This is a genomic window from Rhizobium sp. UFLA01-1127, from assembly GCF_059803845.1.
This window is the reverse complement of sequence record NZ_JAUQTZ010000039.1, coordinates 1-25233: the sequence shown is the minus strand read 5'-3', so window position 1 is coordinate 25233 and position 25233 is coordinate 1. Positions and strand designations below refer to the sequence as shown.

The following is a 25233-nucleotide window of genomic DNA, read 5'->3' as shown; positions in this document are numbered from 1 at the left end:
AAAAGCCTGCCGCACAGGCGAATCTCTGAAAGCCTTACGGGTGGGGTCATATGTCGAACACGTCATTATTTTTCCGAACTCTGCTGGCCAATCCACGCATGGTGGGTGCGATAGCTCCCTCCGGTGCGATGCTGGCCAATCTTATTACGAGCGAAGTCGATCCTTCCGCCGGGCCTGTTCTGGAGCTCGGTCCGGGAACGGGGGTTTTCACGGAAGCCCTGCTTGCGCGCGGCGTATGCGAGAAAGATCTGATGCTGGTGGAGCATGCCGCCAACTTTGCCAGCATGCTTCGAGAGCGGTTTCCGGCTGCTCGCGTCATCTCAGCCGATGCGGCGCGGCTCGAGGCTTGCGACCTGCCGGAAGGCATGCTGTTCGGCTGCGCGATCAGCGGGCTGCCGTTGCTGAACATGTCGCCGAAGACAGTCGTTGCCATTCTGACCGGCACCTTGTCGAGATTGCGCCAAGGCGGTGCGCTCTATCAGTTCACATATGGTGTTCGCTGTCCCGTGCCGTACCGGCTGCTCGACCGGTTCGGCTTCAAGGCAACGCTGCATGGCCAGGTGCTGCGCAACTTTCCGCCTGCCCGGGTCTACAAGATCGTTCGGCGCAGGCCGTTCGGTCACGCGGCGACCGGCAGATGAGCGATCCATCTTATCTGTTGGGTGTCATGCCGGCCCTGGCTTCATGGGGGTTGCTTGGTCTGGCGCTGTGTTCGGCGGTCGAGAAGCTTCTGCCTATCATACCTTCCGTCGGCATGTTCATCATGCTTGGCATGTTGAGTATCAGCGGTCCGGGCGAGCTGCCCTTGGCGATAGCGATTACGGCTGCGGGTTCAACGGCCGGCTCGTTGTTCTGGTATGGAATGGGCCGGTGGCTGGGTCCCGCGCGCGGCGACGCCCTCGTGATAAAGATAGGCAGGGGTTTGTCCGTCGAAGACGAATGGTACTGGCGGCTGAAGAGCCGCTGTCGCCGCCGCCGGATATGGTTGACGTTTGTCGGTCAGCTCATTCCGGTGATAAGAGCTTATATGGCGTTTCCTGCCGGCATGCTGGGTATGCCGGTCGCCGGCTTTGCCATAGCGACCTTCTTCGGTGCGGCTGTCTGGAATACACCGTTTCTGGTATCGGGTTATCTGCTGCGCGAGCAGATATTCACGCAGGATGCGGCGACGTCCGTTGCCTTGGCAGCGATCGTTCCGATCAATCTTCTACTCGTTGTCCTGTTCTGTCTTTGCCGGCCAAGCCGCAACGCGGCTTAGCCGATCGTGCCGTCTGGCAAGCTATACGGTCAGCACTGCATATATGACGCCGCCGTTTTCACCGCGCGTAACGGAAATGTCGGCAAGATGATGTCTGACCTTGTTGATGATCGCCTCAACCTCCTCGTCCGTGCGCCAGATCAGCGGCCAGTTCATGAAGGTTTCCATGTAGCCTTCGACACCGATACCCCGAGCGAAGTTCGCGAGCAGGAACTTGCCGCCCGGCTTCAGCATCTGCAGGCAACGCTCCGTCAGCCGGACGGCTACGTTTTCAGCGAGATAGTCATAAAGGCCGGCTGCGTAGATGAAGTCGAAGGTGCCGAGCTTCTGCGCGCGCCCCAGGATGGTGCGAACGGAACCATTGATCGCCTCGACGCGGCTTCCGTGGAAGTTTGAACTCACGGTCCCGACGCTGACAGGGTCCTGGTCGAGCGCCACCCAGCGCTTGAGTTTGTCGCTTCGCAGCGCGTGGGAAAGCTCCGCTTCGCGAAGATGTCCGGCGGCAATCGCCAAAATTTCCGCATTGTCATTCGCATCGGCAACGGCATCGACATGCGCGGCGAGAAGATCGCGTCTCTCGCGCACGGCGACGGCGGACGGTGATCTTCTGGTGAAGTCGTAAACTTCGGCGCCGAGCGGCGAGGCCGCCTCCACCTGTGCGGCAACGGTCGGATGTTCGTAGATGAAATCGAGAAGATAGGCGTCACCGCTGTAGCCGCGGGGCTTTTCGAACGACCATCGCGTCAAGGGATCCTGCAGCAGGAAGGATGAAACAGGATGGCTCTGCGCGACAGAGGCCAGATGGGTCCAAACGGCAGGTGCCGATTTGTTCATCAATGCCTGCAGCCGTTCCGTCAAGGCCTTCATGATGCCTTGAACGGGCGCGTTCGTTTCGAAGCCCTGTTGTGTCAAAGAGAGAATGAGGGCGAGTTCTGCTTCGCCCTCCTTAATCTGATCGATTGTGTAATTGTTACCCGCTGATCTCGCATGTTCAGAAATGGATTGCGCGGTAACGAGGCTGTAGCCGTCGAGAGCAGTTTGCAATTGTTTCAATTTTAAAGGTTTCCGTGAACACTCCGAAAACCATAACTCAATTAAAAATTGAGCGCTATGGTTTTGTTAATGTCAGTGCGGCAACGCTGTTGTTATCAAACGGATCAGATTTGTCGCGTTGAGGCGAGCGATTTGGTCAATCGAGCGGCGCAAAGGTAACGCGGTGACATGAAGTCTCGGGTGATGATGAGCATGCGTCGATTTTGGGGGGAAAGCGATACTGGCGTGGGGAATGTGCGCCTTGCTGGTCGCCCCGTCGAATTGCGCGCTCTCTACAATGATTACAGCAACGAGGCACGCCGTGTCCTGGCCCGCAGTGGTTTGTGGCTTGCGGTGCCCGTCTATGTTCTCTTTCTGATAACGGATCTGATCTTCATACCGGACGTGTCGCATGTGACCATTCCGGCGCGCTTTCTGATCGGCGGTTTCTCGCTCGTCATTCTGGAATTCCAGTTCTTGCGTCAGCGCCGTGCGGGCGAACTCGAGGCGACATGTGCGGCTGCCGTAGTGTTGGGATATGTGGTGTGGCTCGTGCCGGCGCTGCAGACGGCCAATGCCGAAGCCTTCTCCTATTATGCGGCTTTCGGCGCCATCTTCATGATGGGCGTCAACCTGTTCTTCAGTCTCGAATTCGGCCTGGCGCTGGCTTCGTCGGGGCTGATCTTCGCAACGTTCCTGCTGTCGCTCACCGAATTTCACTATAGCTCCGCCTATTGCCTGGCCTTTGCGACCTTCTATCTCTGCTGCTTCGTCTTCACCTCCTATGTGAACTGGAAACTGAACACGGAGCGTTTCAACGTCTTCCTCAATGCCCGGGAAGCCGAACTGCAGCAGCGTCAGGCCACCGAACGCGGGGAAGCATTGCTGCGCCTTTCCATTACGGATTCGCTCACCGGAATGGAAAACCGGCGCGCTGCCGACATCAGGCTGAAGCAGTTCTGGGAGCGATGGCGTCAGGACGGAGTGGCATTTGCCATCCTGCTGGTCGACGTCGATTTCTTCAAGAAGTACAATGATTATTATGGGCACCAGGAAGGCGACTATTGTCTTGTCACCGTCGCCAATGCCCTGTCGGATATCGTCACCCCCTTGGGCGCCAGCGTCGGACGATATGGCGGCGAGGAGTTCATCGTCATTCTCGATCTGGACCGTGGTGAGGACGCACTGGCTTTGGCGGACGCCATCTGCCAGGGGATCGAGGCGCTCGATATCGTCCATGCGCAACGGCTTGATGGCTTCGGGCATGTCACCGTCAGCGTCGGGGCGACGATTACCAGAGACGTCGTCGGAACAAAGCTGGAAAACGTCATCAACGAAGCCGACCGGGCTCTGTATTCAGCAAAGGCCAGTGGGCGCAACTGTGCGAGGATATTCGACCCGAACGAGTTGCCCGGCGGCGATGCGAGCGAAAATATCGCTGCCATCCTGAAAATCGCCATTCAGCAGAACCTCGTTTCGCTGGTCTATCAGCCGATCCAGTATCTCGAGACCGGAGAGATCGGCGCCTATGAGGCGTTGATGCGTCTGCAATTGCTCGATGGGTCGAATTCATCTCCTGCGGTCTTCATCCCGATAGCGGAGCGCACCGGCGCCATCATAGAGCTCGGCTACTGGGCGATCAGAAGGGCCTGCCGCGACCTGCTCACGCGCGATATCGTCGAGACGGTCAGCATCAACGTCTCTCCGATCCAGCTGCGGGCTCCTGGTTTTGCGGCACAGGTAGCCGCCATCCTGGCGGAAACCGGCATTTCGGGCTATAGGGTGGCGTTCGAGATCACAGAGGGCGTCGATATGGAGATACGCCCCGATGTACTCGGCAGCATTCAGGATCTGAAGCGGCTTGGAATCAAATTCTGGCTGGACGATTTCGGCACCGGCTTTGCCGGCCTGTCGTGGCTTCGCCTGATGGAGTTCGAAACCGTCAAGATCGACAAGTCCTTCCTCCACGATGCCACGGGCAGCGACGGCGCCAAAATTCTTCTCGAGGATATCATCGGCCTCGTGCGTAATCGCGGCCATCGCATCCTGGTCGAGGGCGTCGAGAACGAGGAGCAGTTCGATCTGGTCAAATCCTTTGGTATCGACGCCGTTCAGGGATACTATATCGGCCGGCCGGCGCCCCCGCTGAAGCATCCAATCGCGGTTAGACACGCGGGCCGCCGTCTGCAGGCATCGGCCTGAAGGGCAGAGCGTCACCAGATCGAGGGCGATGGGAATGGCAAGCGTCGACCTATCCGAAATCTACCGGAACTACATTGCTTGCCTGAATAAGCAGGACTGGCCGAACCTGGGCAAATTTGTCCACGAAGACGTTCATTACAACGACGCCTACCTCGGGCTGTCTGGCTATCGCGCTATGCTTGAAGCCGACTTTCGCGCCATCCCCGATCTCCATTTCAACATCCGCCTGCTGATCTGCGAACCGCCGCAAGTCGCAAGCCGCCTTCAATTTGACTGCACGCCAAAGGGGATGTTGTTCGGTATGGCGGTAAACGGCAGAAGGGTGCAGTTTGCCGAGAATGTCTTCTATGAATTTCTGAATGGGCGGCTTCGGAACGTCTGGTCGATCATCGACAAGGCTGCCATTGCCGCCCAACTGTGATACAGAACTTGCCGCAGGAACGACCGCTTCGGTCAGCAGCCATCCAGCGCTTTGATCGCCTGAATGAAATTGTCGCCGCCACGCTGAACGGTGGTGATCGCCGTCTTGCCGTCGCATAAGCGCTTTGCCGATGTATAGCGATAGTGCGCAATGAGCGTCCCGTCATTGCTTTTCGAGATGTCCATGAGTTCGATGGGTTTCGTCAAACTTCCGTAACAAGCGGTCAGCGCTTCCGCCGGCACGAGGCACGCCTCCGTGCAGGCAATGCCAGAAATCCACATTTCCTAGAGCATTTCCAGGAAAAGTGCGCAGCGGTTTTCCGTCCGGAATGCGCGAATAAACAAGAACGTAGAGCGTTTTCGCGATTCAAAGAAAAGCAGAAACGCTCTAGCCCGCGACCGGCGGAGCGTTTGCCAGATCGGTTTCGATGAAAATGCATGATCTGTCTGTTGTTTGCAGCAACGTATCGGCCACGCTGCCATAGGAGAGGCTGCCGCTCGCCCGCTTGCTGACCCCAAGCACGATCAGATTATATTTGCCGCTGCGGGCATGCCGCAGGATCGACAGTTCCGGCGATGGCCCCTGCTGAACCACTTTCTCGATCTCGACGCCATAGTATTCCGCGATTGCGCCGACCCTGTTCAGAACGTCCCAATGGTCGTTGCCGTGGTCGCTGATGCGCGGAACGGCTCTGACCTGCCGAGGCTCGACGATCAGCAGCAGGGCGCAATGGGCGCTTGCCGCCTTCGCAACAGCAAGCCCGAATTCGGCCGCGCGGATGGAGCGCTCCGTGCCACTGACCGGGAGCAGGATTCGCAAGCTTTGTGGGCGATCGGGAAGCGCGCCGCGCGCCGTGACGATCGCGGAAGTTCCCTGGAAGGCGGAGGTCATGACCTGCAAAGCCGCGCTGAAGCGGCCGTCCTCTCCCATGGAGGGTTCGATGCCCGTGAAGAGAAGATCGTGACCTGCGTCCGATATATCGCCAAGCATGGTTTCCAGCTTGTCGTTCTTCTCGCGGACGGTAACGTGGATATCGCTTTCCGTCGCCATGTTCTTGCCGGCCGGTGCCGACGAGAGCAGGTTGGCAGCACATTGCCGTAATTCCTCGGCGAAGGCTTGCGCTTTCGAGGACGATGGTGCGGCCGTCTCCGAAGCTTCTCCGGTGGCATCGGGTTCGCGCACGTCGAGAACGGTGACAGGCATCTTGCGCGCGACAGCGAAGAAGGCGGCGATCCAGGTTGCGAGGCGACTGCTTTGCGAACCGTCGACGGTCAACAGAATGCGTTCGAAAGCCGCAAGGAAGCTTTCGCTTTCGAATTCTTCGCGCTCCAGCCGATCACGCTCCTCTTCGCGCAAGGGCAGGCGGGCCAGCGCCCAGCGAAGCGTGGGCGGCATCGCCATCGTCGTGATCACGGCCATGGCGACGATGACCGAGAAGAGTTTTTCATCCAGAACGCCGACGCTAAGGCCTATGGTTGCGACGATCACCTCCGTCGATCCCCGGGCGTTCATGCCGCAACCGAGTGCGAGAGCCTCCGGCGCCGAATAGCCGCCAAACCTGGCGGCGGCGAACGCCCCTCCAAACTTGCCGATGCTGGCGATCACGACCACCGCGACCGTCAGCAACAGGATCGAGGGATCGGCAAGCACGGTCAGGTCTGTCTGCAGGCCGGTCAGTCCGAAGAAGACGGGCATGAAGAGTGCAGTCGTCAATCCGCGAAGCTGCACGTCGATCTGGCGTGTGAGGATTGGTGACTGACCGACCAGAATGCCGGCGACGAAGGCGCCGAGCACGGTGTGGACGCCGATGAGGTTCGTGATGATCGCCATTCCGCCCATGATCGCGATAATGGCGCTGAGCACGGGCAGATCGCTGCGGAAATTGTCGTTGGTCCATCGGATGATTTCGAAGACGACCTGCCGGCCGACGGTGAAGCTCACGGCCATGAAGGCCAACGTGCCGATCACGCTGGTTGCCAGCGTCGCAAGATCGACGGTTCCTTTTTCGGCAAGGCCGAAGGTGATGGCGATGATCACCCACCCCACGGTATCGTCGATGATGGCGGAAGCGACGATCAGCTGGCCGATGTTCCGGCGCAGGAAGTCCATTTCGCGGACGACAGAGGCGACAATCTTGACCGAGGAGATGGAAAGCGCGGTTCCCAGGAAGAGAGAGGTGACCAGCCGTTTTTCGGGATATGGAAGAAAGGCATCCGGTATGAACTCGCCCAGGATGAACCCCGCGGTAAAGGGAATGACGATGCCTGTCAGCGAGACGCCGGCCGCCGATTTGCGCAGGCGCTTTGCCAGTCCCAGATCGGTTTCCATGCCGGCGAGCAGCAGCAGAAAGAGAATGCCGAGCTGACCGATTGCATCGGCCATGCTCTTTTGCCCCTCATTGGATGGAAAAAGGCTTGCCTGCGCATGCGGGAAAACCAGGCCGAACAGGGAAGGGCCGAGAATGATGCCGGCGATGATCTGACCCATGATCGACGGCTGTCCGATACGCACCATCAATTCGCCGAGCAACCTGCCCGATACGACGAGCAGGACGATCTGAACCAGAAACAATCCTTCCGAAGGATGGCTGGCTTTCTGTCCCTCTGCCGCGGAAGCGGTTTGCGCAATCGACAGCAACAGGATGACAGCAACGAGAATGATAAAGGCGCTTGACGGAAATGACTTCGGGAAATTCGGTCGCGACGGCATGGATCGATCCCACTGGACAGCAGGAAAACGCGCCAGAGCCGCTGGCGTTCCAGATCATACCGGTAATTGCTGACTTAATCGGCACATCCGCCGGGATTAGCCGAAAAACAAGCCTGCCGTCCATATGGCAGCAGGCTTTCGCCGATCGGAAATCAGATGCGCTCGAGCGCGATGGCTATTCCCTGGCCGACGCCGATGCACATGGTCGAGAGCGAATAGCGCCCGCCGGTTTCCTTCAGCTCCAAGGCAGCCGTGCCGGTGATGCGGGCGCCAGACATGCCGAGGGGATGGCCAAGTGCAATCGCGCCGCCGTTGCGGTTGACGCGGGCATCGTCATCGGCAATGCCGAGTTCGCGCAGCACGGCAAGCCCTTGCGAGGCGAAGGCTTCGTTGAGTTCAATGACGTCGAACTGTTCCTGGCGCATGCCGAGACGAGCCATGAGCTTGCGTGACGCCGGAACCGGGCCGATGCCCATGATGCGCGGGGGCACGCCTGCAGCAGCGCCGCCGAGGATGCGGGCGATCGGCGTTAGGCCGTATTTTTGGGCTGCTGCTTCGGAGGCGATGATGAGCGCTGCGGCGCCGTCATTGACGCCGGATGCATTGCCTGCTGTCACCGTGCCGCCTTCCTTCTTGAAGGGCGTGCCGAGCTTGGCGAGCGCTTCCATCGTCGTTGCGCGCGGATGTTCGTCCTTGCCGACAACGACCGGATCGCCCTTGCGCTGCGGGATCGTGACCGGGATGATTTCCCTGGCAAGCCGACCGTTTTCCTGTGCTGCCGCGGCCTTTGCCTGCGAGCGAACGGCGAAGGCGTCCTGATCTTCACGGCTGACCTTGTAGTCTTCGGCGACGTTCTCGCCGGTTTCCGGCATGGAATCGACGCCGTACTGCTTCTTCATGACAGGATTGATGAAGCGCCAGCCGATGGTGGTATCGTAGATCTCGGCATTGCGCGAAAAGGCGCTTTCGGCCTTGGGGATTACGAAGGGTGCGCGCGACATGCTCTCGACCCCACCGGCGATCATCAACTCGGCTTCGCCGGCGCGGATGGCGCGGGCGGCTGCGATGATCGCATCCATGCCCGAACCGCAAAGCCGGTTGATCGTCGTGCCAGGTACTGAAATCGGCAGGCCGGCAAGCAGGCTTGCCATGCGCGCGACGTTGCGGTTGTCCTCACCGGCCTGGTTGGCGCAGCCGTAGATGACATCGTCGACGGCATCCCAGTCGACCGAACTGTTACGCCCGATCAGCGCCTTCAGCGGGACGGCGCCAAGATCGTCGGCACGGACGGAGGACAGCGATCCGCCAAAGCGGCCGATCGGCGTGCGGATATAGTCACAGATGAAGGCTTCGGTCATGGTCTTCTCCCTACTGCATGTCGCTCGAAAACGTGCGGCGGTTTTGCTAAGGCGATCTGCAAAATATTATAAGCTTAAAGCATCTTGGGCGGATCCGAAAGACCGCAGCACGCTTTAAAGCGTCGGCACGATGAGGTCGGCAACGACACGGTCGGTATGCAGCGGAGCGCCGGTCATCGCCTGCAGCTCGTCCATCGTCATGGCGGCGAGTTTCTCGCGCACGACGAAACCTTCCTTGGCGATGTCGATGACCGCGTGGCTCGTATAGACGCGGGTGATGCAGCCGACACCCGTCAGCGGGAAAGTGCAGGCTTCCACCAGTTTCGGCTTGCCGTCCTTGGTCACATGTTCGGTAATGACGAAAACCTGCTTGGCGCCATGCACCAGGTCCATGGCGCCGCCGACGGCAGGCACGCCCTTTGAGCCGACGCGCCAGTTGGCGAGGTCGCCATTCTGCGCCACCTGATAGGCGCCGAGGATCGCGACATCCAGATGGCCGCCGCGCACCATGGCGAAACTATCAGCGTGATGGAAGAAGGAGGCGCCGGGCTTCAGCGTCACGGCTTTCTTGCCGGCGTTGATCAGGTCCCAATCTTCCTCGCCTTCCGCCGGCGGCTCGCCGAAGTTCAGGATGCCGTTTTCGGTGTGGAAGATCGCCTGACGGCCTGGGGGCTGGTAGCGGGCGACCATTTCCGGAAAGCCGATGCCGAGATTAACATAGGCACCATCTTCGATATCCTGTGCCGCGCGCCAGGCGATCTGGGCATTGGAGAGCTTGATGTCTTCGCGTGTATCGATGGTCATGCGTATACCACTCCGGCCCGAATGAGATTTTCTTCCTGCTGCGGATCGGCGACCTCAACGACGCCGTTGACGAAAATGCCGGGGGTGACGATGTGTTCGGGATCGAGCTCGCCCGCGGCAACGATTTTCGAGACCTGTGCGATCGTCTTGGCCGCGGCCATGCACATCAGCGGATTAAAATTGCGACCGGCCTTGTTGTAGATGAGATTGCCCTGCACATCGCCGACTTCAGCCTTGACGATGGCGAAATCGGCCTTGAGCCAGCGCTCTTGAACATAGTGGCGGCCGTCGAATTCCGCGATGACCTTGCCATTGGCGAGTTCGGTGCCATAGGCGGTGGGGGTGTAGAAAGCCGGAATGCCGGCGCCGCCGGCCCGGATGCGTTCCGCAAGTGTCCCCTGAGGCACCAGCTCCAGCTCGATTTCGCCCGCCAGGTAACGGTCCGTGAAAGCGCGCGGATCGGATGAGCGCGGGAAGGAGCAGATCATCTTTTTGACCATGCCTGCATCGATCATCGCAGCGATGCCGATACGCCCGTTGCCGGCATTGTTGTTGATGACGGTCAGGTCCTTGGGGCCTTTGTCGATCAGCGCATGGATGAGTTCGATCGGCGCGCCGGAGCCGCCAAAGCCGCCGATCATGACGGTCGCACCGTCGCCGATGTCCGCGACGGCGGCTGCCGTGCTCGCAATTGTCTTGTCCATGCGGAAACTCCCACTTGCCATTGCGGACGGCCAAGGCGCCCCATCCTCTTCCTTTCGAATAGATCAGCATGGGCTGGACGGCAATCAATTTGTGCGATATTTGATATTTGTTCATATATCGCACAAACGATACGAGGGTTGGAGGCTGTTATGCGGGAAACGGACTTCGTCAGCGGCTTTGCCAAAGGGTTGAAAGTTATCGAGGCTTTCGGTGAGACGCGGCAGCGCCTGACGATCGCCGAGGCATCGAAATTGACCGGCCTTGATCGTGCCACCGTGCGCCGTTCGCTGCTGACGCTCTCCGAACTCGGCTATGCCGTCTATGACGGCAAGTTCTTCACGCTGACGCCGAAGATCCTGAGGCTCGGCCATGCCTATCTGGCCGCGACGCCGCTGCCCATCATCATCCAGCCGCATCTCGACCAGCTTGCCGAGCGCGCCGGGCAGAATGCGTCTGCTTCGGTGCTCGACGGCACGGAAGTCGTCTATATCGCCCGTGCCTCGCAGCGCCGGGTAATGTCGATCAACCTGACGCCGGGCAGCCGCCTTCCGGCCTTCTGCGCCTCGATGGGCCGCGTTTTGTTGGCCACTCTGCCGGAACGTGAGGCGCGTGCGGTGCTTGGGCGGACCGACCTCAGGGCGAACACGCCGAATACCAAAACCGATCCCGAGGAGTTGATGGCGGAGTTCCGCCGGGTGAGGGAGCAGGGCTACGCCGTCATCGACCAGGAGCTGGAGATCGGCCTATGCTCGATTGCCGTGCCTGTCGAAAACGATCGCGGTCAGACCGTGGCGGCGATCAATATCGGCGCGCCGGCTGCCTATGTCGCGGCTTCCGACATGGCGGAGCGATTCCTGCCATTGCTAAAGGAGACGCAAAAGGCGCTGCGGTTGGTCCTGCCGTAACTTAATGTGCTTGGGGGCATCCTTGTCCTTCGAGGCTCCGCCTTCGGCTACGCACCTCAGGATGGGGATGCAGCATTTTTTTGGTGAAGCGAGAAGATCAGCCCTCATGCTGAGGAGGTCCGCAGGGCCGTCTCGAAGCACGGGGGCGGGTGGCCGCCCGCGATCCAGATTGCTATTCACATCCCAAGCCTCTCCCGCTCCTTAATCCGCCAGGCGCGCGGCGTTTGGCCTGTCTGCTTGACGAAGAAGCGGGAAAAGTAGGCGGGATCGGCAAAGCCGAGGCGATAGCTGATTTCCTGGACGGTCGCAAAGGTGAAGACCAGTTCGCGTTTAGCTTCGTCCAGGAGCTTGCGCGTGATCAGCTCATGCGCGCCGTATCCGGTTCGGCTGCGAACGATGCGGCTGAGATGCGTCGATGAGATGCCGAGGCTTTCTGCATAGTAGGCAGCCGGCTTGTGCGAACGGAAGTGGCGCTGGATAAGGCCTTGCAGCATCTCCATCCGGCGCTCGTTTTCATCGCCCGGATTGGCCCCGTCGGCTTTCTGGGCAACGCGCGCCGTCAACAGCAAGGCCGAAGTCAAATAGGCATCGAGCAAATCGTTGCGGCCGCTGCGATGACTGGCAAATTCCTCGCCCAGGCGCTTCAGCGTATTGGCGGCATGCGCCGCGTCTTCGGTTTGAGTGTCGAGCAAGGTCAGATGCGGCTCGGCAAGCCATGTACCCAGCCGGCTGCGATCGCCGGGAGAGGCCTTCAGATGCGAGATCAGCACCGTGATGACGAAACCGTCTATATCGCGGGAAAACCGGAAGCCATGGTTGACCCGTGGCGGCACCGTAATGACGGCGGGCGGCGTTATGGCATGGGGAGTTCCGTCAAAGACGGCGTCGCCCGATCCGGCATGTATGTACAAGATCTGAAAGAAGCTGTCATGCCGGTGCGGACGGATTTCCCAGTGGTGAAGGCTGCTGCGGGAGGGAATCGTCTCGCAATGTAGCCAGAAATCCGGCTTTCTGCCGGTATTCTCGCCATATAGCTCATAGGTCGGCACATTCTTCGTCATGGCCTTTCTCCTTCGCCATGTTCGATTTGTGCAATTTCATGACCGAAATGTCCATTGCGAACATGCGACGCGCCGACGAGAGTTGAAGCAAGATCACGCATGGGAGGAGACGATGCGCACTCAAGTCGCCATTATCGGTTCGGGGCCGTCCGGGCTTTTGCTCGGCCAGCTGCTGACGGGGGCCGGTATCGACAACGTCATTCTCGATCGGGTCGGAAAGGATTACATCCTCGGCCGCGTGCGTGCCGGCGTTCTAGAGGAGGGCACCGTACGGTTGCTGGACGAGGCGAAGGCGAGCGAACGCCTTCATGCGGAGGGTTTGCCGCATGACGGTTTCTCGCTTGCCTTCGACGGCCGCGATCATCGTATCGACCTTCATGGTCTCACTGGCGGCAAGCGCGTTGTGATCTACGGCCAGACGGAGATGACCCGCGACCTGATGGCCCGCCGCGAGGAAAGCGGTGCTCCGACGATTTATGGTGCGGCCAACGTCCGGCCGCATGGTTTCGACGGCGATACGCCCCGTCTGACCTATGAAAAGGACGGCGTTTCTCATCGCATCGATTGCGACTTCATCGCCGGCTGCGACGGATTTCACGGTGTCAGCCGCAAATCGGTTCCGGAAAGGGCGGTTCGCAGCTTCGAGAAGGTCTATCCCTTCGGCTGGCTCGGCGTTCTGGCCGAGGTGGCGCCCGTCAATCACGAACTGATCTACGCCAATCATCCGCGCGGATTTGCGCTATGCTCCATGCGGTCGATGACGCGCAGCCGCTATTACATCCAATGTCCGCTCGGAGAGAAGGTCGAGGACTGGAGCGACGACCGCTTCTGGGACGAGCTGCGGCGCCGGCTGCCGGTTCACCATGCAGAGGCTCTGGTCACCGCGCCGTCCTTCGCGAAATCGATCGCGCCGCTGCGCTCCTTCGTAGCCGAGCCCATGCGATTCGGTCGTCTTTTCCTCGTCGGCGATGCCGCTCATATCGTGCCGCCGACCGGCGCCAAGGGGCTCAATCTCGCGGCGAGCGACGTGCATTACCTATATTCGGGTCTTGTCGAGCATTATCAGGACTGCTGCAATTCCGGATTGGAAGCCTATTCCGCGCGTGCGCTTGCCCGGGTCTGGAAGGCGGTGCGCTTCTCCTGGTGGATGACGACGATGATGCATCGCTTTCCCGATACCAGCGATTTCGACCAGAAGATTCAGGAAGCCGAGCTCGACTATCTCACCCATTCGCGTGCTGCATCGACTGCACTTGCCGAAAACTATGTCGGCCTGCCGTTCTAAACGACTTTAGCGCTTCTTGGCGATCTCGCCTGCCGCCTCCCGGATCGTCTGCATCAGGATCGACAAGGGAAGGGTGGGGATGGCGTCCGTGCGCATGGTCAAGCCGACGGGTCCCTTCGTCTCGCTGGTGTCGATCGGCAGGAGAGCAAGCAGTCCGTCATCGACATCGCCGGCAACGACGCCGGCGGAGATGATCCAGATGGCGTCGCTCGAGCGTACGAAGGCGCGGCCGAAGGAGTCGGAAACCGTCTCGATCTGATTCGGCAACCCGCCGGCGCCGTTGGCGATCAGGAAGCTCTCGACGAAGGGGCGGATGATCGAGCCGCGCGTCGGCATCAGGATCGTGTAGCGGCTGAGATCGGAAAACAGCGATTGCTTGCCCGCCAGCAGCGGATGGCCGGCCCTGACGGCGAAGACCACCTGTTCGGAATAGAGATGCTCGAAGGAAAAGCCCGCCATCTTGTCGGGGCTTGCCAATCGGCCGACGACAAGATCGAGATCGCCGATGCGCAATTGCTCGAGAAGGACGGCGTTCTCGCCGGTCACGATCTTGATGCGGCTCCAGGTCTCCTCCTTGAGAAACAGGTCCATCGCTCGCGGCATGATGCGCGTCGAAACCGTCGGCAGCGCGCCGACTCGGATCGGCGGCGCTTCGCCGGAGCGTTCCTGTGAGACGGAATCGAGCCCCTGGCGCAGGGCCGTCAGCGCCGCGCCGGCATGTCGGAGAAAGACCTCGCCGTAGCGGGTGATGCGGATGCCGCGCCCGTCGCGTTCGAAGACGGCGACGCCGAGTGCTTCTTCCAGTTCGCGGATCGTCTTCGTCACCGCCGGCTGGCTGATATTCAGCAGCCCGGCCGCCTTGATCACGCTTTTCTGGCGCGCAACCTCGACAAAAGTTTGCAGATGGCGGAACTTGATGCGCGCGTCGAGCATGCTCATTCATAACCCTGGAGTTATCGTATAGCAAAGAAATATCATTTTACCTAACCGGATTATAGATCCAATCTGATGGCCGAGGAGATTTTCAGTGCAGTTTGCCCGCATCAACGACGTCACGATCCACTATCAGATCATCGGTGGCCCCGCCGACAAGCCGGTGCTTGTCTTTGCCAATTCGCTGGGCACCGATTTCCGCATCTGGCGCGACGTGATCGTGCGCCTTGCCGGCGATTTCGGCATCGTGCTCTACGACAAGCGTGGCCATGGTCTCTCCGATCTCGGCCAGATGCCTTATTCCATCGAGGATCATGCGACCGACCTTGCCGGCCTGCTCGATTTCCTTTCGGTGAAGAGTGCCATCGTCTGCGGCCTTTCGGTCGGTGGGCTGGTCGCTCAGTCGCTCTATCAGCGCCGCTCGGATCTGGTGCGGGCGCTGATCCTTTGCGACACCGCTCCCAAGATCGGCTCCTCGGAAAGCTGGAATGCCCGCATTGCGCAGGTCGAGGCTGATGGCATCGAATCCATCGTCGATGCCATCATGGAGCGCTGGTTCACGCCCGCCTTTCGCCGTCCGGAAAACATCGCCTTCGCCGGCTATTGCAACATGCTGATCCGTCAACCGGTTGCGGGCTACGCGGCCACCTGTGCGGCCCTTCGCGATGCCGATCTCACCGAAGCCGCGACCAAGATCGCCGTGCCCACCATCTGCATCGTCGGCGATCAGGACGGTTCGACGCCGCCCGATGTGGTGCTAGCGATGGCCAAGCTCATTCCGAATGCACGCTATGAAGTCATCAAGGACGCCGGCCATATTCCCTGCGTCGAACAACCCGAGACGTTGACCGAAGTCATCCGTGCCTTCGTCGACGTCGTCCTGCGTGGAGAACAAGCCTGATGAATGACCCTACTGCGCCGTCCAAGCGCTATTTGCAGGGCATGGCGACGCGCCGCGCCGTGCTCGGCGACAGCCATGTCGATCGCGTCCAGCAGGGATCGACTGAGTTCGACCTGCCTTTCCAGGAGCTGATTACAGAAGCGGCTTGGGGACATGTCTGGTCGCGCCCGACGCTCAGCCGGCGCGAGCGCTCGATCGTGACGATCGCACTGCTTGCGGCACTTGGTCAGGATGATGAGGTGGCCATGCATGTGCGGGCCACGCGCAATACCGGCGCGACGCGCGACGATATTTGCGAGGCGCTTCTGCATGTGGCGATCTACGCCGGCGTGCCGGCGGCAAACCATGCGATCAAGATCGCAAAACAGGTTTTCGAACAGATGGACGCCGAACAGGCGGCATGAAGCGAGGCAGACATGTCCGATAGAAGCAACAGCAAGCCCGAGACGGGCGCCTTTTTCGCGAGAGATCGCGCCTGGCATCCGCCAGCCTTTGCGCCGGGATACAAGACTTCGGTCCTGCGCTCGCCGCAGCGCGCATTGCTCTCACTCGACGGCACGATCTCCGAAATCACTGGACCGGTCTTCGGCCATTCGATGCTGAACGAACGCGACAACGACCTGATCCATAATTTCGCCAAGCCGGGGGAGAGCGCCATTGGCGAGCGGATTATCGTCCATGGCCGCGTGCTCGACGAGCGCGGCCGGCCGGTACCGGGCGTCTTGCTCGAATTCTGGCAGGCCAATGCCGGCGGTCGCTATCGCCACAAGAAGGAAACCTATCTCGCCGCCATCGACCCGAATTTCGGCGGCTGCGGCCGCGCCATCACGGATGAGGAAGGCCGCTATGCCTTCCGCACGATCCGTCCCGGCGCCTATCCCTGGCCGAACGGCGTCAACGACTGGCGCCCGGCGCATATCCACTTCTCCGTCTTCGGTCATGGCTTCGCGCAACGGTTGATCACGCAAATGTATTTTGAGGGCGATCCGATGATTTGGAAATGTCCGATCGTCGGCACGATCCCCGACAAACGGGCGATCGAGCAGCTGATCGCACCGCTCGACTGGGGCAACACGATCCCGATGGATGCCCGCGCCTATAAATTCGATATCGTGCTGCGCGGTCGCCGGTCGACCCTGTTCGAAAACCGGCTGGAGGGCAATTGATGGTACAGGATCTCGGCTATCTCAAGGAAACGCCGTCGCAAACGGCAGGGCCTTACGTCCATATCGGCCTGACGCCGAACTACAGCGAGATCGGTGGCGTCTACGAAACCGACCTCGGCTCCGCCATGGTCAACGACAAGACGCTTGGCGAGCGCATCACGGTGACGGGCAGGGTTCTCGATGGCGCGGGAGCGCCGGTCAAGGATGCTGTCCTCGAGATCTGGCAGGCCGACAGCGCCGGATTGTACAACAGCCCCTCGGAGCTGCGCGGCACCGCCGATCCGAATTTTACCGGCTGGGGGCGTTGTCCGACCGGTTCGACCGACGGCGTTTTCCGTTTCGAGACCATCAAACCCGGACGCGTCCCCTTCAAGGACGGCCGCAAGATGGCGCCGCACATCACTTTCTGGATCGTGGCGCGCGGTATCAATATCGGCCTGCATACGCGCATGTACTTCCCGGAGGAGACTGCCGCAAACGCCGAAGACCCCTTGCTCGCCCGCATCGAGCACAGGGATCGCGTCGCAACGCTGATTGGCGAGAAGGAGGGCTCCGTCTACACCTTCGATATCCATTTGCAGGGCGACAAAGAAACGGTTTTCCTCGATATATAGGCCATGAGCGTTTCTCCCTTCGACCACCCCTTTCTGTCCGGCCTTCTCGGCGACGAGGAGATCGCGGCCTATTTCTCGGCCAAGGTCGATGTCCGTTCCATGCTCGCCTTCGAAGCAGCACTTGCCAGGGCCGAGGCGCAGCATGGGGTGATCCCCCAGGCTGCCGCTGAGCGCATCGCGGAGGTCTGCGCGAGTTTCGAGCCCGATCTGCAAAGCCTGAAGACGGCAACGGCGGCAGATGGCGTCGTCGTGCCGGGGCTCGTCCGGCAGCTGCGCGAGGCGATCGGTGAAGAGGCGGGCAGCTACGTCCATTTCGGCGCCACCAGCCAGGATGTTATCGACACCAGCCTGATGCTGAGGCTGAAGGCGGCGACCTTTATCCTGAGCGGCCGTCTCTTTGCGGTATCGTCCGCACTTACCAAACTGGACGAGCGCTTTGGATCGAACAGGCTCATGGGCCATACCCGGATGCAGGCCGCGATCCCCATTGCCGTCTCCGATCGGCTGCGGGCATGGCGCCATCCGCTCGATCAATATCGCGATCGGCTGACGCAAGAGAGTTTTCCGGTGCAATTCGGCGGTGCGGCGGGTACGCTGGAAAAATTCGGGCGGCAAGCGGCCGAGATCAGGAGCTCGCTGGCGCAGGCACTCGGCCTGACGGACGAGCCACAGTGGCAGAGCCAGAGGGCAGGCATCGCCGAACTGGCCGGACTACTTTCGATGATCTCCGGCAGTCTCGGCAAGATCGGTCAGGATATTGCGCTTCTGGCGCAGGCGGGCGGCGAGATCGAGCTTGCCGGCGGCGGCGGTTCCTCCGCCATGCCGCATAAGCAGAATCCCGTTTCGGCCGAAACGCTGGTCACGCTCGCGCGTTTCAACGCTGTGCAGCTTTCCGGCATTCATCACTCGCTTGTACACGAACAGGAACGATCGGGCGCCGCCTGGACATTGGAATGGCTGCTATTGCCGCCTATGGTCGTGGCGACAGCGGCCTCTCTTCGCCATACGCTGCAACTGGTCGGTTCCATCGAGCGTCTGGGAACGATACCTGCTTAGGATCTTATCACCATTCATAACCATATGGACATGGGTGGCGGCCTTTATTTCATTTTACATTACCATTTCCTATGGGAAATTGGTGATGATCAGGATTTAAATGATCGAGGGCGGCTCAAAAAGACGGCTGCCGGGAGGAGAGAAAATGAAACGCTTTGTCTTGGCCGCTATTGCGGCTGTTGCTCTTGGCGGCGCTGCTTATGCCGATACCATCAAGGTCGGTGTCATTGGTCCGTTTTCCGGTCCGTTCGCGCTGCAGGGCAAGAATTTCAAGGCTGGCATCGACGCCTATATGGCCATGAACGGCAAGAAAGTCGGCAATGACGAGGTGGAGGTGATCTACCGCGATTTGCCGGCGGCCGATCCTGCCCAATCAAAGTCGCTCGCCCAGGAGCTTGTCGTCAAGGAGAAGGTGCAGTATCTCGCCGGCTTCTACTTCACGCCGGATGCGATGGCGGTGACGCCGATCCTCAAGCAGGCCAATGTGCCGATGGTGATCTTCAATGCCGCGACCTCGGCCATCGTCACCAAGAGCCCGCTTGTCGTGCGGACCTCGTTTACCACCTGGCAGACCTCGACGCCGATCGCTAAGGTCGCCTATGACGCCGGCGTTAAGAAGGTCATCTCCGTCGTCAGCGATTACGGTCCGGGCGTCGATGCCGAAAATGCCTTCAAGGCCGGCTTCGAGAAGCAGGGTGGCGAAGTGGTGCAGGCGATCCGTATGCCGCTCTCGACCAACGACTTCAGCCCGATCATGCAGCGTATCAAGGATTCCGGCGCGCAGGGCGTTTTCGCCTTCCTGCCTTCGGGTCCGACTACGCTCGGTTTCGTCAAGGCCTACAATGAAAACGGTTTGAAGTCCGCCGGCATCAAGCTGTTTGCGCCGGGCGACCTCACGCAGGAATCCGATCTGCCGGCGTTGGGCGATGCGGCACTCGGCATGCAGACAACCTTCCATTACGCCGTCTCGCATGACTCTCCGGAAAACAATGCCTTTGTCGCGGCCGCCGGCAAGGCGATCGGTAACCCCGCCGAACTGACTTTCCCGGCCGTCGGCGCCTTCGACGGCATGCATGTCATCTACAAGATGATCGAGGCGACCGGCGGCAAGCAGGATGCGCAGAAAGCCGTCGATGCGGTGAAGGGCCTGTCCTGGGTCAGCCCGCGCGGTCCGGTGACCATCGATCCGGAAAGCCGGCATATCACGCAGAACATCTATCTGCGCGAAGTCGCCAAAGGCAGCGACGGCAAGTACTACAACAAGGAAATCCAGACCTTCGAGAAGCAGGGCGATCCCGGCCTTGCCGCCGCGAAGTAAGCGCTCCAGAACCTCGCCCCCCTGAGCGGAAGCCTTCGTTCAGGGGGGCGATGGCGGCCGCGCAACAACAACCGGACCAGCGATATCAATGCAAACCGTGCTCAGCATAGCAGTCGATGCCCTCGCTTACGGCATGGTGCTGTTCGTCATCTCCATCGGGCTTTCCGTCACCATGGGCCTGATGCGCGTGGTCAATCTGGCCCATGGCGCCTTTGCCATGATCGGCGGCTATATCGCCTCTTATGCTGCCCATGATCTTGGTCTGGGTTATGGAGCGGCAGTGCTCCTGGCCGTGGTCGGCACCGTCATCATCTCCATCCCCATCGAGCGGCTGCTTTATCGGCGCATCTATGGTGCGCCTGAACTGACGCACGTGCTGATGACGATCGGCATCACCTTCTGCATCATCGGCATCGCCAACTATGTCTTCGGCCCGACCCTGAAGACCATTCCCCTGCCGGGCAGCCTGCAAGGCTCCGTCGATCTCGGCTTCCGCACCATCGGCACCCACCGCATCTTCGCGATCGTCTGCGGCCTCATCGTCGCGCTGGCCCTCTGGTACACGATCGAAAAGACTTCCTTCGGGGTAAAACTGCGCGCTTCCGTCGATAATGCCGCAATGGCAGCCGCGCTCGGTGTCAGGACGGAAGTGGTCTATGCGGTCAGCTTCGCGATTGCCGTCGGCTTGGCCGCCTTCGGCGGCGTCGTAGGCGCGGAGCTGCTGCCGGTCGAACCCTATTATGCCCTGCGCTATATGGTGACGTTCCTCGTCGTCGTCTCCGTCGGTGGCGCAGGTTCGATTTCCGGCGCGCTGCTCGCCTGTCTCATCCTCGGCTGCATCGATACGACGGGCCGTTACCTCATGCCGGAATATGGAGAATTCTTCTTCTATCTGGCCGTCATTGCCATCGTCTGCGTCTTCCCGCGCGGCTTTGCCGGGAGAATGAAGTAACATGGCTTTGACCCTGGAAAGAGAGGCCGCACCGATCGTGAGCAGACATCGTGTATTCGGGCAGGACCTGATCGCGGTCGCGGTCGTCATCGTCGTGGCTGCCGCCGGCTACCTGCTGTTTCCGGATAACCTCGCCCTCCTGACGCGCTTGATTGCGATCGCGCTCCTCGTGCTGTCGCTCGATCTCGTCACGGGCTATTGCGGCGTTGCAACTCTCGGCCATGCGGCACTCTTCGGCGCCGGCGCCTACGCGGCCGGCATCGCATCCGCCCACTATGGCATCAACGATCCCCTGCTGATGACGCTTGCCGGCATTGTCGCCGGCGCCATTACCGGCCTGGTGTGCGGCGTCGTCATCCTGCGAGCGCATGGATTGCCGCAGCTCGTGTTGTCGATCGCGCTGATCTATCTGTTCCATGAATTCGCCAACAAGGCGTCGAGCTGGACAGGTGGCAGCGACGGATTGTCGGGCATTTCAGCTGATCCGCTGTTCGGCACTTTCGAATTCGACCTCTACGGACATACGGCATATTTTTTTGGTGTCGCGCTGTTGCTGATTGCGCTGATGCTGTTGCGCATTCTGGTCCGTTCGCCCTTCGGCATGCTCTGCCGCGGCATCCGTCAGGATCCCCTGCGCATTCGTGCCATGGGAGCCTCGCCAAAGATTGCGCTGATCAAGATGTACGTGATTTCCGGCGCCGTTGCCGGCATCGGTGGTGCCTTGAATGCGATCTCGACGCAGGTCGTCGGTCTCGACAGCCTCTCCTTCACACAGTCGGCCGAGGCGCTCGTCATGCTCGTGCTCGGCGGCACCGGTTCGCTGTTCGGTGCGCTTGTCGGCACGCTGATCTTCATGCTGTTCGAGGATTACGTCTCCGCCGCCAATCCCTTCCACTGGCTGACGATCGTCGGCGCGCTCTTGATTCTCGTGGTTCTCTTCGCGCCCAAGGGGATCTACTGCACGGCCGCCGCCTATGTCGCCCGCCGCAGAGAGGCACGGACATGAGTGCTATTTTCGAGGTCATCAATCTGAAGAAGGCGTTCGGCGGCCTGACGGTGACGAACAATGTCAGCCTGTCGATGGCGCCGGGGGATCGCGTGGCTCTCATCGGCCCGAACGGTGCCGGCAAGACCAGCTTCGTCAATCTCGTCACGGGTAATCTGCAGGCGGATTCCGGTGAGGTGCGCATCGGCGGGCAAAACGTCAACAAGGTCGATGCCATCGGCCGGGTGAGGCGCGGCCTAGTGCGCTCGTTCCAGGTAACAAGGCTATTTCAGGATATGACGCCGGCCGAACATCTTGGCCTGGCGATCCTGCAGCGGACAGGCCGATCCGGCCGCATGTTCGGCAATTTCCTCGCGATGCGCGATGTCATGGCCGAGACCGAGGAACTACTCGGCACGCTCGGCCTCGCGGCGCTTGCGCATCGCAAGGTCAGCGAGATCGCCTATGGCCAGCAGCGGCTTCTGGAAATCGCCGTCGCGATGGCGCTGAAGCCGAAAGTGCTGTTGTTGGATGAACCCGCCGCCGGCGTGCCGCAGAGCGATACCAACCGCATCGAGCAGGCGCTGGCCGATCTGCCCGCCGATCTCGCCGTGCTGATGATCGAGCATGATATGGACCTCGTCTTCCGCTTTGCCAAGCGGGTGGTTGTGCTGGCCGCCGGCACGATCGTCTTCGACGGGTCGCCGAAAGACGTGACGCAGGATGCGCGGGTGCGCGAAGCCTATCTTGGGAGCTACGCCAATGCCGGCCACGCCGCTTGAAGTCGAAAATCTGTCAGCCGGCTATGGTCCGACGCGGGTGCTGGAAGGGGTTTCCTTTTCCGTGCCGGCCGGCGGCCGGCTTGCCGTGCTCGGTCGAAACGGCATGGGCAAGAGCACGCTGCTTGCGACCCTTGCCGGCCAGACGCGGCGTTACGATGGCCGCATCCGGCTGGGCTCGGCCGATATTGCCGGCTTGCCGAGTGCCAGACGCGCCCATCAGGGCCTTGGCTATGTGCCGCAGACGCGCGACGTCTTTCCAACGCTGACGGTGGAGGAAAATCTCTCCGTCGGGCTCAAGGCGCGGCCGAAGAGCGCCCTGCAGGAAGCCTATGATATGTTCCCGCGCCTGAAGGAGCGTCGCAGAAACCTCGGCGGCCAGCTTTCCGGCGGCGAGCAGCAGATGCTGTCGACTGCCCGCACCATCCTCGGCCGTCCCTCCGTCCTGCTTCTCGACGAACCGCTAGAGGGGCTTGCCCCTGTCATCTGCGAGGAGCTGATGGCGGCCTTCGCCAAGCTCGCCAAATCAGGCGACATGACGATCCTGCTGGTGGAGCAGCGCATCCAGAGCGCGCTGGATTTTGCGAGCGACGTCATCATTCTGGAGCGCGGCCGGCTTGCCTGGAAGGGTACGCCGAAGGCTCTGGCTGCCGATCATGGCGCAGTCGAGCGTCTGCTCGGGGTCGGCGGATTGCATTAGCACGTCCGCGCTTTGGCCGTGTGCGGCCGCAGCGCGGCCTTGCCATTGAAGGACACTCTTCGATCCACGGCGTGCAATTGCGGTGATTGCCCGTTTTGTCGTAACATTTCGTCTGCTTGTCTCGGAAGGAGGTGCGACATGGACCGTTTCACCGGTGGTTGCCTGTGCGGGAAAGTACGATTTGTGGCGTCCGGGCGCCCTTATCGGGTCGGCATTTGCCATTGCCTCGACTGCCGCAAGCATCACGGCGCGCTTTTCCATGCCTCCGCGATCTTTCCCGAGGATGCCGTGACGATCGAAGGCGAAGCGCGTGACTATACCGGCCGCTTCTTCTGTCCGCACTGTGGCTCGCCCGTCTTCTCGAAAAGTGCAGATGAAATCGAAGTCAATCTCGGGTCTCTCGATACACCGGATCAGCTGACACCGACATACGAACTCTGGACGGTGCGCCGCGAATCCTGGCTGCCGCCGTTTCCGCTCGCGCGGCGATACGAGCGCGATCGTGAGGCGACGAGCCGCTTTGAGGAATAGCGAGCCCTTCGAGCCGATGACAAAGCCTCTCGAGAACGCGTGAACTCGTTAATTCATGTTGACGATAAAACGTTGACGATTTATCGATATATTATCATCGTTGGCGTCGTTCTGCTGGAGGCGAGTTTGTCGGAGAATATTTCGGGTCATTGGGATTTCTGGATCGATCGCGGCGGCACCTTCACTGACGTCGTCGGACGCGATCCGTCCGGCGCCCTCCATGCCCGCAAGGTTCTTTCCGAAAATCCCGAGGCCTATCGTGATGCGGCCGTCCACGGCATCCGCCTCCATCTTGGTCTCGGCAAGGGCGAGCCGGTTCCAGAAGGTGCGATCGGCGAGGTGCGCATGGGCACGACGGTCGCCACCAATGCGCTGCTCGAGCGTAAGGGTGAACGCCTCGCTCTGGTGACGACGAAGGGTTTCAAGGATGCGCTGCGCATCGGCTATCAGGAGCGCAAGAAGATCTTCGCGACCGAGATCGTCAAGCCGGAAGCGCTTTACCAAGATGTCGTCGAGATCGAGGAACGCGTGCTTGCCGACGGCACCGTCGAGCTCGCTCTGGACGAAAAGGCCGCAGAAACGGCGCTGCGTGATCTGCTCGGCAAGGGCTATCGCTCAGTCGCTATCGTCTTCATGCACGCATATAAATTCCCGGCGCACGAGGCTGCCGTTGCCAGCATCGCGAGATCCCTAGGCTTCGAGCAGGTCTCCGTCAGTCACGAAGTTTCGCCGCTGATCAAGCTCGTCGGCCGCGGCGATACCGCCGTCATCGATGCATATCTTTCGCCGGTCCTCGGCCGCTATATCCGCCAGGTCTGCGATGAGCTCGATGTCGAGCGCACCGGCGCGCGCGTCATGTTCATGATGTCGTCGGGCGGGTTGACGGCCGCCGATATGTTCCAGGGCAAGGACGCCATCCTTTCCGGCCCGGCCGGTGGCGTGGTCGGGCTTGCCAAGACCGGCGAACAGGCGGGCTTTGCCCATGTGATCGGCTTCGACATGGGCGGCACCTCGACGGACGTGGCGCATTTCGACGGCGAATATGAGCGCGCCTTTGAAACGGAAGTGGCCGGTGTTCGTGTCCGCGCGCCGATGATGCTGATCCATACCGTTGCCGCGGGCGGCGGCTCGATCTTGCATTTCGATGGCGATCGCTTCCGTGTCGGCCCGGATTCGGCCGGCGCCTTTCCGGGTCCCGCCTGCTACCGCAACGGCGGGCCGCTGGCCGTCACCGACGCCAATGTCATGGCCGGTAAGCTGCTGCCGGAATTCTTCCCGTCCATTTTCGGCCCCAATCAGGATCAACCGCTCGATGTCGAGACGGTGCGGGCCATGTTCGCGGCGCTCGCAGCCGATATCGGCGATGGCCGCAGCCCGGAAGATGTCGCCGACGGCTTCATCCGCATCGCGGTTGCCAATATGGTCGAGGCAATCAAGAAGATCTCGGTGCAGCGCGGCTATGACGTGACGCGCTATGCGCTGAATTGCTTCGGCGGTGCAGGCGGCCAGCATGCCTGCCTGGTTGCCGATGCGCTCGGCATGAAGAGCATCCTTCTAC

General features: G+C 60.7%; 26 protein-coding genes. 18 read left to right on the top strand and 8 right to left on the bottom strand.

Going from position 1 to position 25233, the window contains the following annotated elements; genetic code table 11:
- Positions 1-50: 50 nt before the first annotated feature.
- Positions 51-641, top strand: a complete 591-nt coding sequence (locus Q4Q11_RS12370) for a class I SAM-dependent methyltransferase (protein WP_112509844.1) — start codon at positions 51-53, stop codon at positions 639-641.
- Positions 638-1258 carry a DedA family protein gene (locus Q4Q11_RS12365; protein ID WP_498569653.1) on the top strand — a complete coding sequence of 207 codons (621 nt, stop codon included), beginning with the start codon at positions 638-640 and terminating at the stop codon, positions 1256-1258. Before Q4Q11_RS12370 ends, Q4Q11_RS12365 begins: the two co-directional genes overlap by 4 nt.
- Positions 1259-1279: 21 nt before the next feature.
- Here Q4Q11_RS12365 and Q4Q11_RS12360 read toward each other — a convergent pair whose 3' ends face one another.
- Complete coding sequence (locus Q4Q11_RS12360; RefSeq protein WP_498569652.1) at positions 1280-2311, bottom strand: class I SAM-dependent methyltransferase; 1032 nt, start codon at positions 2309-2311, stop codon at positions 1280-1282.
- A gap of 192 nt (positions 2312-2503) precedes the next feature.
- Here Q4Q11_RS12360 and Q4Q11_RS12355 point away from each other — a divergent pair, with 192 nt between their 5' ends.
- Positions 2504-4492, top strand: coding sequence for a putative bifunctional diguanylate cyclase/phosphodiesterase (locus Q4Q11_RS12355; RefSeq protein ID WP_498569651.1), 1989 nt, complete (start codon positions 2504-2506; stop codon positions 4490-4492).
- A gap of 34 nt (positions 4493-4526) precedes the next feature.
- Positions 4527-4913 carry an ester cyclase gene (locus tag Q4Q11_RS12350; protein WP_498569650.1) on the top strand — a complete coding sequence of 129 codons (387 nt, stop codon included), beginning with the start codon at positions 4527-4529 and terminating at the stop codon, positions 4911-4913.
- Between the two features lie 32 nt (positions 4914-4945).
- On the opposite strand, the gene Q4Q11_RS12345 is transcribed toward Q4Q11_RS12350, so the two are convergent.
- From Q4Q11_RS12345 to Q4Q11_RS12325, 5 genes are all read right to left on the bottom strand, one after another.
- A complete protein-coding gene (locus Q4Q11_RS12345; RefSeq protein ID WP_498569649.1) occupies positions 4946-5194 on the bottom strand; it encodes a hypothetical protein in 249 nt (82 codons plus the stop codon).
- Between the two features lie 106 nt (positions 5195-5300).
- Positions 5301-7622, bottom strand: coding sequence for a cation:proton antiporter domain-containing protein (locus Q4Q11_RS12340; protein ID WP_498569648.1), 2322 nt, complete (start codon positions 7620-7622; stop codon positions 5301-5303).
- Between the two features lie 152 nt (positions 7623-7774).
- On the bottom strand, positions 7775-8980 hold the full coding sequence (gene pcaF / locus Q4Q11_RS12335; RefSeq protein ID WP_498569647.1) for a 3-oxoadipyl-CoA thiolase: 1206 nt from the start codon (positions 8978-8980) through the stop codon (positions 7775-7777).
- 114 nt (positions 8981-9094) lie between these two features.
- Entirely contained in the window at positions 9095-9784 is a 690-nt protein-coding gene (locus tag Q4Q11_RS12330) for a CoA transferase subunit B (protein ID WP_162701550.1), read from the bottom strand.
- Complete coding sequence (locus Q4Q11_RS12325) at positions 9781-10488, bottom strand: 3-oxoacid CoA-transferase subunit A (RefSeq protein ID WP_498569646.1); 708 nt, start codon at positions 10486-10488, stop codon at positions 9781-9783. Before Q4Q11_RS12325 ends, Q4Q11_RS12330 begins: the two co-directional genes overlap by 4 nt.
- Positions 10489-10638: 150 nt before the next feature.
- On the opposite strand from Q4Q11_RS12325, the gene Q4Q11_RS12320 reads away from it, so the two are divergent.
- Positions 10639-11394, top strand: a complete 756-nt coding sequence (locus Q4Q11_RS12320; protein WP_112509825.1) for an IclR family transcriptional regulator — start codon at positions 10639-10641, stop codon at positions 11392-11394.
- 176 nt (positions 11395-11570) lie between these two features.
- On the opposite strand, the gene Q4Q11_RS12315 is transcribed toward Q4Q11_RS12320, so the two are convergent.
- Entirely contained in the window at positions 11571-12455 is an 885-nt protein-coding gene (locus tag Q4Q11_RS12315) for a helix-turn-helix domain-containing protein (protein WP_498569645.1), read from the bottom strand.
- 112 nt (positions 12456-12567) lie between these two features.
- Between Q4Q11_RS12315 and pobA the strand changes: the two genes are divergently transcribed.
- Complete coding sequence (gene pobA, locus Q4Q11_RS12310; protein ID WP_498569644.1) at positions 12568-13740, top strand: 4-hydroxybenzoate 3-monooxygenase; 1173 nt, start codon at positions 12568-12570, stop codon at positions 13738-13740.
- A gap of 6 nt (positions 13741-13746) precedes the next feature.
- Here the strand turns inward: pobA and pcaQ are convergent, their stop codons facing one another.
- Complete coding sequence (pcaQ, locus tag Q4Q11_RS12305) at positions 13747-14673, bottom strand: pca operon transcription factor PcaQ (protein ID WP_112509942.1); 927 nt, start codon at positions 14671-14673, stop codon at positions 13747-13749.
- A 94-nt stretch (positions 14674-14767) separates the two neighbouring features.
- On the opposite strand from pcaQ, the gene pcaD reads away from it, so the two are divergent.
- The 12 genes from pcaD to Q4Q11_RS12245 form a co-directional block, all read left to right on the top strand.
- Positions 14768-15574, top strand: coding sequence for a 3-oxoadipate enol-lactonase (gene pcaD / locus Q4Q11_RS12300; protein ID WP_112509819.1), 807 nt, complete (start codon positions 14768-14770; stop codon positions 15572-15574).
- Entirely contained in the window at positions 15574-15978 is a 405-nt protein-coding gene (pcaC, locus tag Q4Q11_RS12295; RefSeq protein WP_112509817.1) for a 4-carboxymuconolactone decarboxylase, read from the top strand. Before pcaD ends, pcaC begins: the two co-directional genes overlap by 1 nt.
- Positions 15979-15990: 12 nt before the next feature.
- Positions 15991-16740, top strand: a complete 750-nt coding sequence (gene pcaH, locus Q4Q11_RS12290; RefSeq protein ID WP_112509815.1) for a protocatechuate 3,4-dioxygenase subunit beta — start codon at positions 15991-15993, stop codon at positions 16738-16740.
- The gene (gene pcaG, locus Q4Q11_RS12285; RefSeq protein WP_112509813.1) at positions 16740-17354 is read left to right on the top strand and encodes a protocatechuate 3,4-dioxygenase subunit alpha; all 615 of its coding nucleotides are present in this window, start codon (positions 16740-16742) and stop codon (positions 17352-17354) included. The genes pcaH and pcaG overlap by 1 nt, the downstream gene beginning before the upstream one ends.
- A 3-nt stretch (positions 17355-17357) precedes the next feature.
- The gene (locus Q4Q11_RS12280) at positions 17358-18410 is read left to right on the top strand and encodes a 3-carboxy-cis,cis-muconate cycloisomerase (protein WP_498569643.1); all 1053 of its coding nucleotides are present in this window, start codon (positions 17358-17360) and stop codon (positions 18408-18410) included.
- Between the two features lie 145 nt (positions 18411-18555).
- Positions 18556-19728 (top strand): ABC transporter substrate-binding protein, encoded by a 1173-nt coding sequence (locus tag Q4Q11_RS12275; RefSeq protein ID WP_498569642.1) that lies wholly within the window; start codon positions 18556-18558, stop codon positions 19726-19728.
- An 88-nt stretch (positions 19729-19816) separates the two neighbouring features.
- On the top strand, positions 19817-20680 hold the full coding sequence (locus tag Q4Q11_RS12270; protein WP_498569641.1) for a branched-chain amino acid ABC transporter permease: 864 nt from the start codon (positions 19817-19819) through the stop codon (positions 20678-20680).
- A gap of 1 nt (position 20681) precedes the next feature.
- Positions 20682-21686 (top strand): branched-chain amino acid ABC transporter permease, encoded by a 1005-nt coding sequence (locus tag Q4Q11_RS12265; protein WP_498569640.1) that lies wholly within the window; start codon positions 20682-20684, stop codon positions 21684-21686.
- Positions 21683-22447, top strand: a complete 765-nt coding sequence (locus Q4Q11_RS12260; RefSeq protein ID WP_112509803.1) for an ABC transporter ATP-binding protein — start codon at positions 21683-21685, stop codon at positions 22445-22447. Before Q4Q11_RS12265 ends, Q4Q11_RS12260 begins: the two co-directional genes overlap by 4 nt.
- Positions 22428-23144 carry an ABC transporter ATP-binding protein gene (locus Q4Q11_RS12255; protein WP_112509801.1) on the top strand — a complete coding sequence of 239 codons (717 nt, stop codon included), beginning with the start codon at positions 22428-22430 and terminating at the stop codon, positions 23142-23144. Before Q4Q11_RS12260 ends, Q4Q11_RS12255 begins: the two co-directional genes overlap by 20 nt.
- Before the next feature lie 138 nt (positions 23145-23282).
- Entirely contained in the window at positions 23283-23675 is a 393-nt protein-coding gene (locus tag Q4Q11_RS12250; RefSeq protein WP_498569639.1) for a GFA family protein, read from the top strand.
- A 126-nt stretch (positions 23676-23801) separates the two neighbouring features.
- Positions 23802-25233: hydantoinase/oxoprolinase family protein (locus Q4Q11_RS12245; protein WP_498569667.1), on the top strand; the 1432-nt coding region annotated here is incomplete at its 3' end.

What these genes read in the sequence shown, in the direction of transcription:
- Q4Q11_RS12355 (WP_498569651.1), top strand. Translation starts at nt 2,504, where the DNA reads ATGCGTCGATTTTGGGGGGAAAGCGATACTGGCGTGGGGAATGTGCGC.
- pobA (WP_498569644.1), top strand. Translation starts at nt 12,568, where the DNA reads ATGCGCACTCAAGTCGCCATTATCGGTTCGGGGCCGTCCGGGCTTTTG.
- Q4Q11_RS12350 (WP_498569650.1), top strand. Translation starts at nt 4,527, where the DNA reads ATGGCAAGCGTCGACCTATCCGAAATCTACCGGAACTACATTGCTTGC.
- Q4Q11_RS12280 (WP_498569643.1), top strand. Translation starts at nt 17,358, where the DNA reads ATGAGCGTTTCTCCCTTCGACCACCCCTTTCTGTCCGGCCTTCTCGGC.
- pcaH (WP_112509815.1), top strand. Translation starts at nt 15,991, where the DNA reads ATGTCCGATAGAAGCAACAGCAAGCCCGAGACGGGCGCCTTTTTCGCG.
- Q4Q11_RS12275 (WP_498569642.1), top strand. Translation starts at nt 18,556, where the DNA reads ATGAAACGCTTTGTCTTGGCCGCTATTGCGGCTGTTGCTCTTGGCGGC.
- Q4Q11_RS12260 (WP_112509803.1), top strand. Translation starts at nt 21,683, where the DNA reads ATGAGTGCTATTTTCGAGGTCATCAATCTGAAGAAGGCGTTCGGCGGC.
- Q4Q11_RS12315 (WP_498569645.1), bottom strand. Translation starts at nt 12,455, where the DNA reads ATGACGAAGAATGTGCCGACCTATGAGCTATATGGCGAGAATACCGGC.
- Q4Q11_RS12365 (WP_498569653.1), top strand. Translation starts at nt 638, where the DNA reads ATGAGCGATCCATCTTATCTGTTGGGTGTCATGCCGGCCCTGGCTTCA.
- pcaC (WP_112509817.1), top strand. Translation starts at nt 15,574, where the DNA reads ATGAATGACCCTACTGCGCCGTCCAAGCGCTATTTGCAGGGCATGGCG.
- Q4Q11_RS12270 (WP_498569641.1), top strand. Translation starts at nt 19,817, where the DNA reads ATGCAAACCGTGCTCAGCATAGCAGTCGATGCCCTCGCTTACGGCATG.
- pcaF (WP_498569647.1), bottom strand. Translation starts at nt 8,980, where the DNA reads ATGACCGAAGCCTTCATCTGTGACTATATCCGCACGCCGATCGGCCGC.
- pcaQ (WP_112509942.1), bottom strand. Translation starts at nt 14,673, where the DNA reads ATGCTCGACGCGCGCATCAAGTTCCGCCATCTGCAAACTTTTGTCGAG.
- Q4Q11_RS12255 (WP_112509801.1), top strand. Translation starts at nt 22,428, where the DNA reads ATGCCGGCCACGCCGCTTGAAGTCGAAAATCTGTCAGCCGGCTATGGT.
- Q4Q11_RS12330 (WP_162701550.1), bottom strand. Translation starts at nt 9,784, where the DNA reads ATGACCATCGATACACGCGAAGACATCAAGCTCTCCAATGCCCAGATC.
- Q4Q11_RS12265 (WP_498569640.1), top strand. Translation starts at nt 20,682, where the DNA reads ATGGCTTTGACCCTGGAAAGAGAGGCCGCACCGATCGTGAGCAGACAT.
- pcaG (WP_112509813.1), top strand. Translation starts at nt 16,740, where the DNA reads ATGGTACAGGATCTCGGCTATCTCAAGGAAACGCCGTCGCAAACGGCA.
- Q4Q11_RS12320 (WP_112509825.1), top strand. Translation starts at nt 10,639, where the DNA reads ATGCGGGAAACGGACTTCGTCAGCGGCTTTGCCAAAGGGTTGAAAGTT.
- Q4Q11_RS12325 (WP_498569646.1), bottom strand. Translation starts at nt 10,488, where the DNA reads ATGGACAAGACAATTGCGAGCACGGCAGCCGCCGTCGCGGACATCGGC.
- Q4Q11_RS12345 (WP_498569649.1), bottom strand. Translation starts at nt 5,194, where the DNA reads ATGTGGATTTCTGGCATTGCCTGCACGGAGGCGTGCCTCGTGCCGGCG.
- Q4Q11_RS12340 (WP_498569648.1), bottom strand. Translation starts at nt 7,622, where the DNA reads ATGCCGTCGCGACCGAATTTCCCGAAGTCATTTCCGTCAAGCGCCTTT.
- Q4Q11_RS12370 (WP_112509844.1), top strand. Translation starts at nt 51, where the DNA reads ATGTCGAACACGTCATTATTTTTCCGAACTCTGCTGGCCAATCCACGC.
- Q4Q11_RS12250 (WP_498569639.1), top strand. Translation starts at nt 23,283, where the DNA reads ATGGACCGTTTCACCGGTGGTTGCCTGTGCGGGAAAGTACGATTTGTG.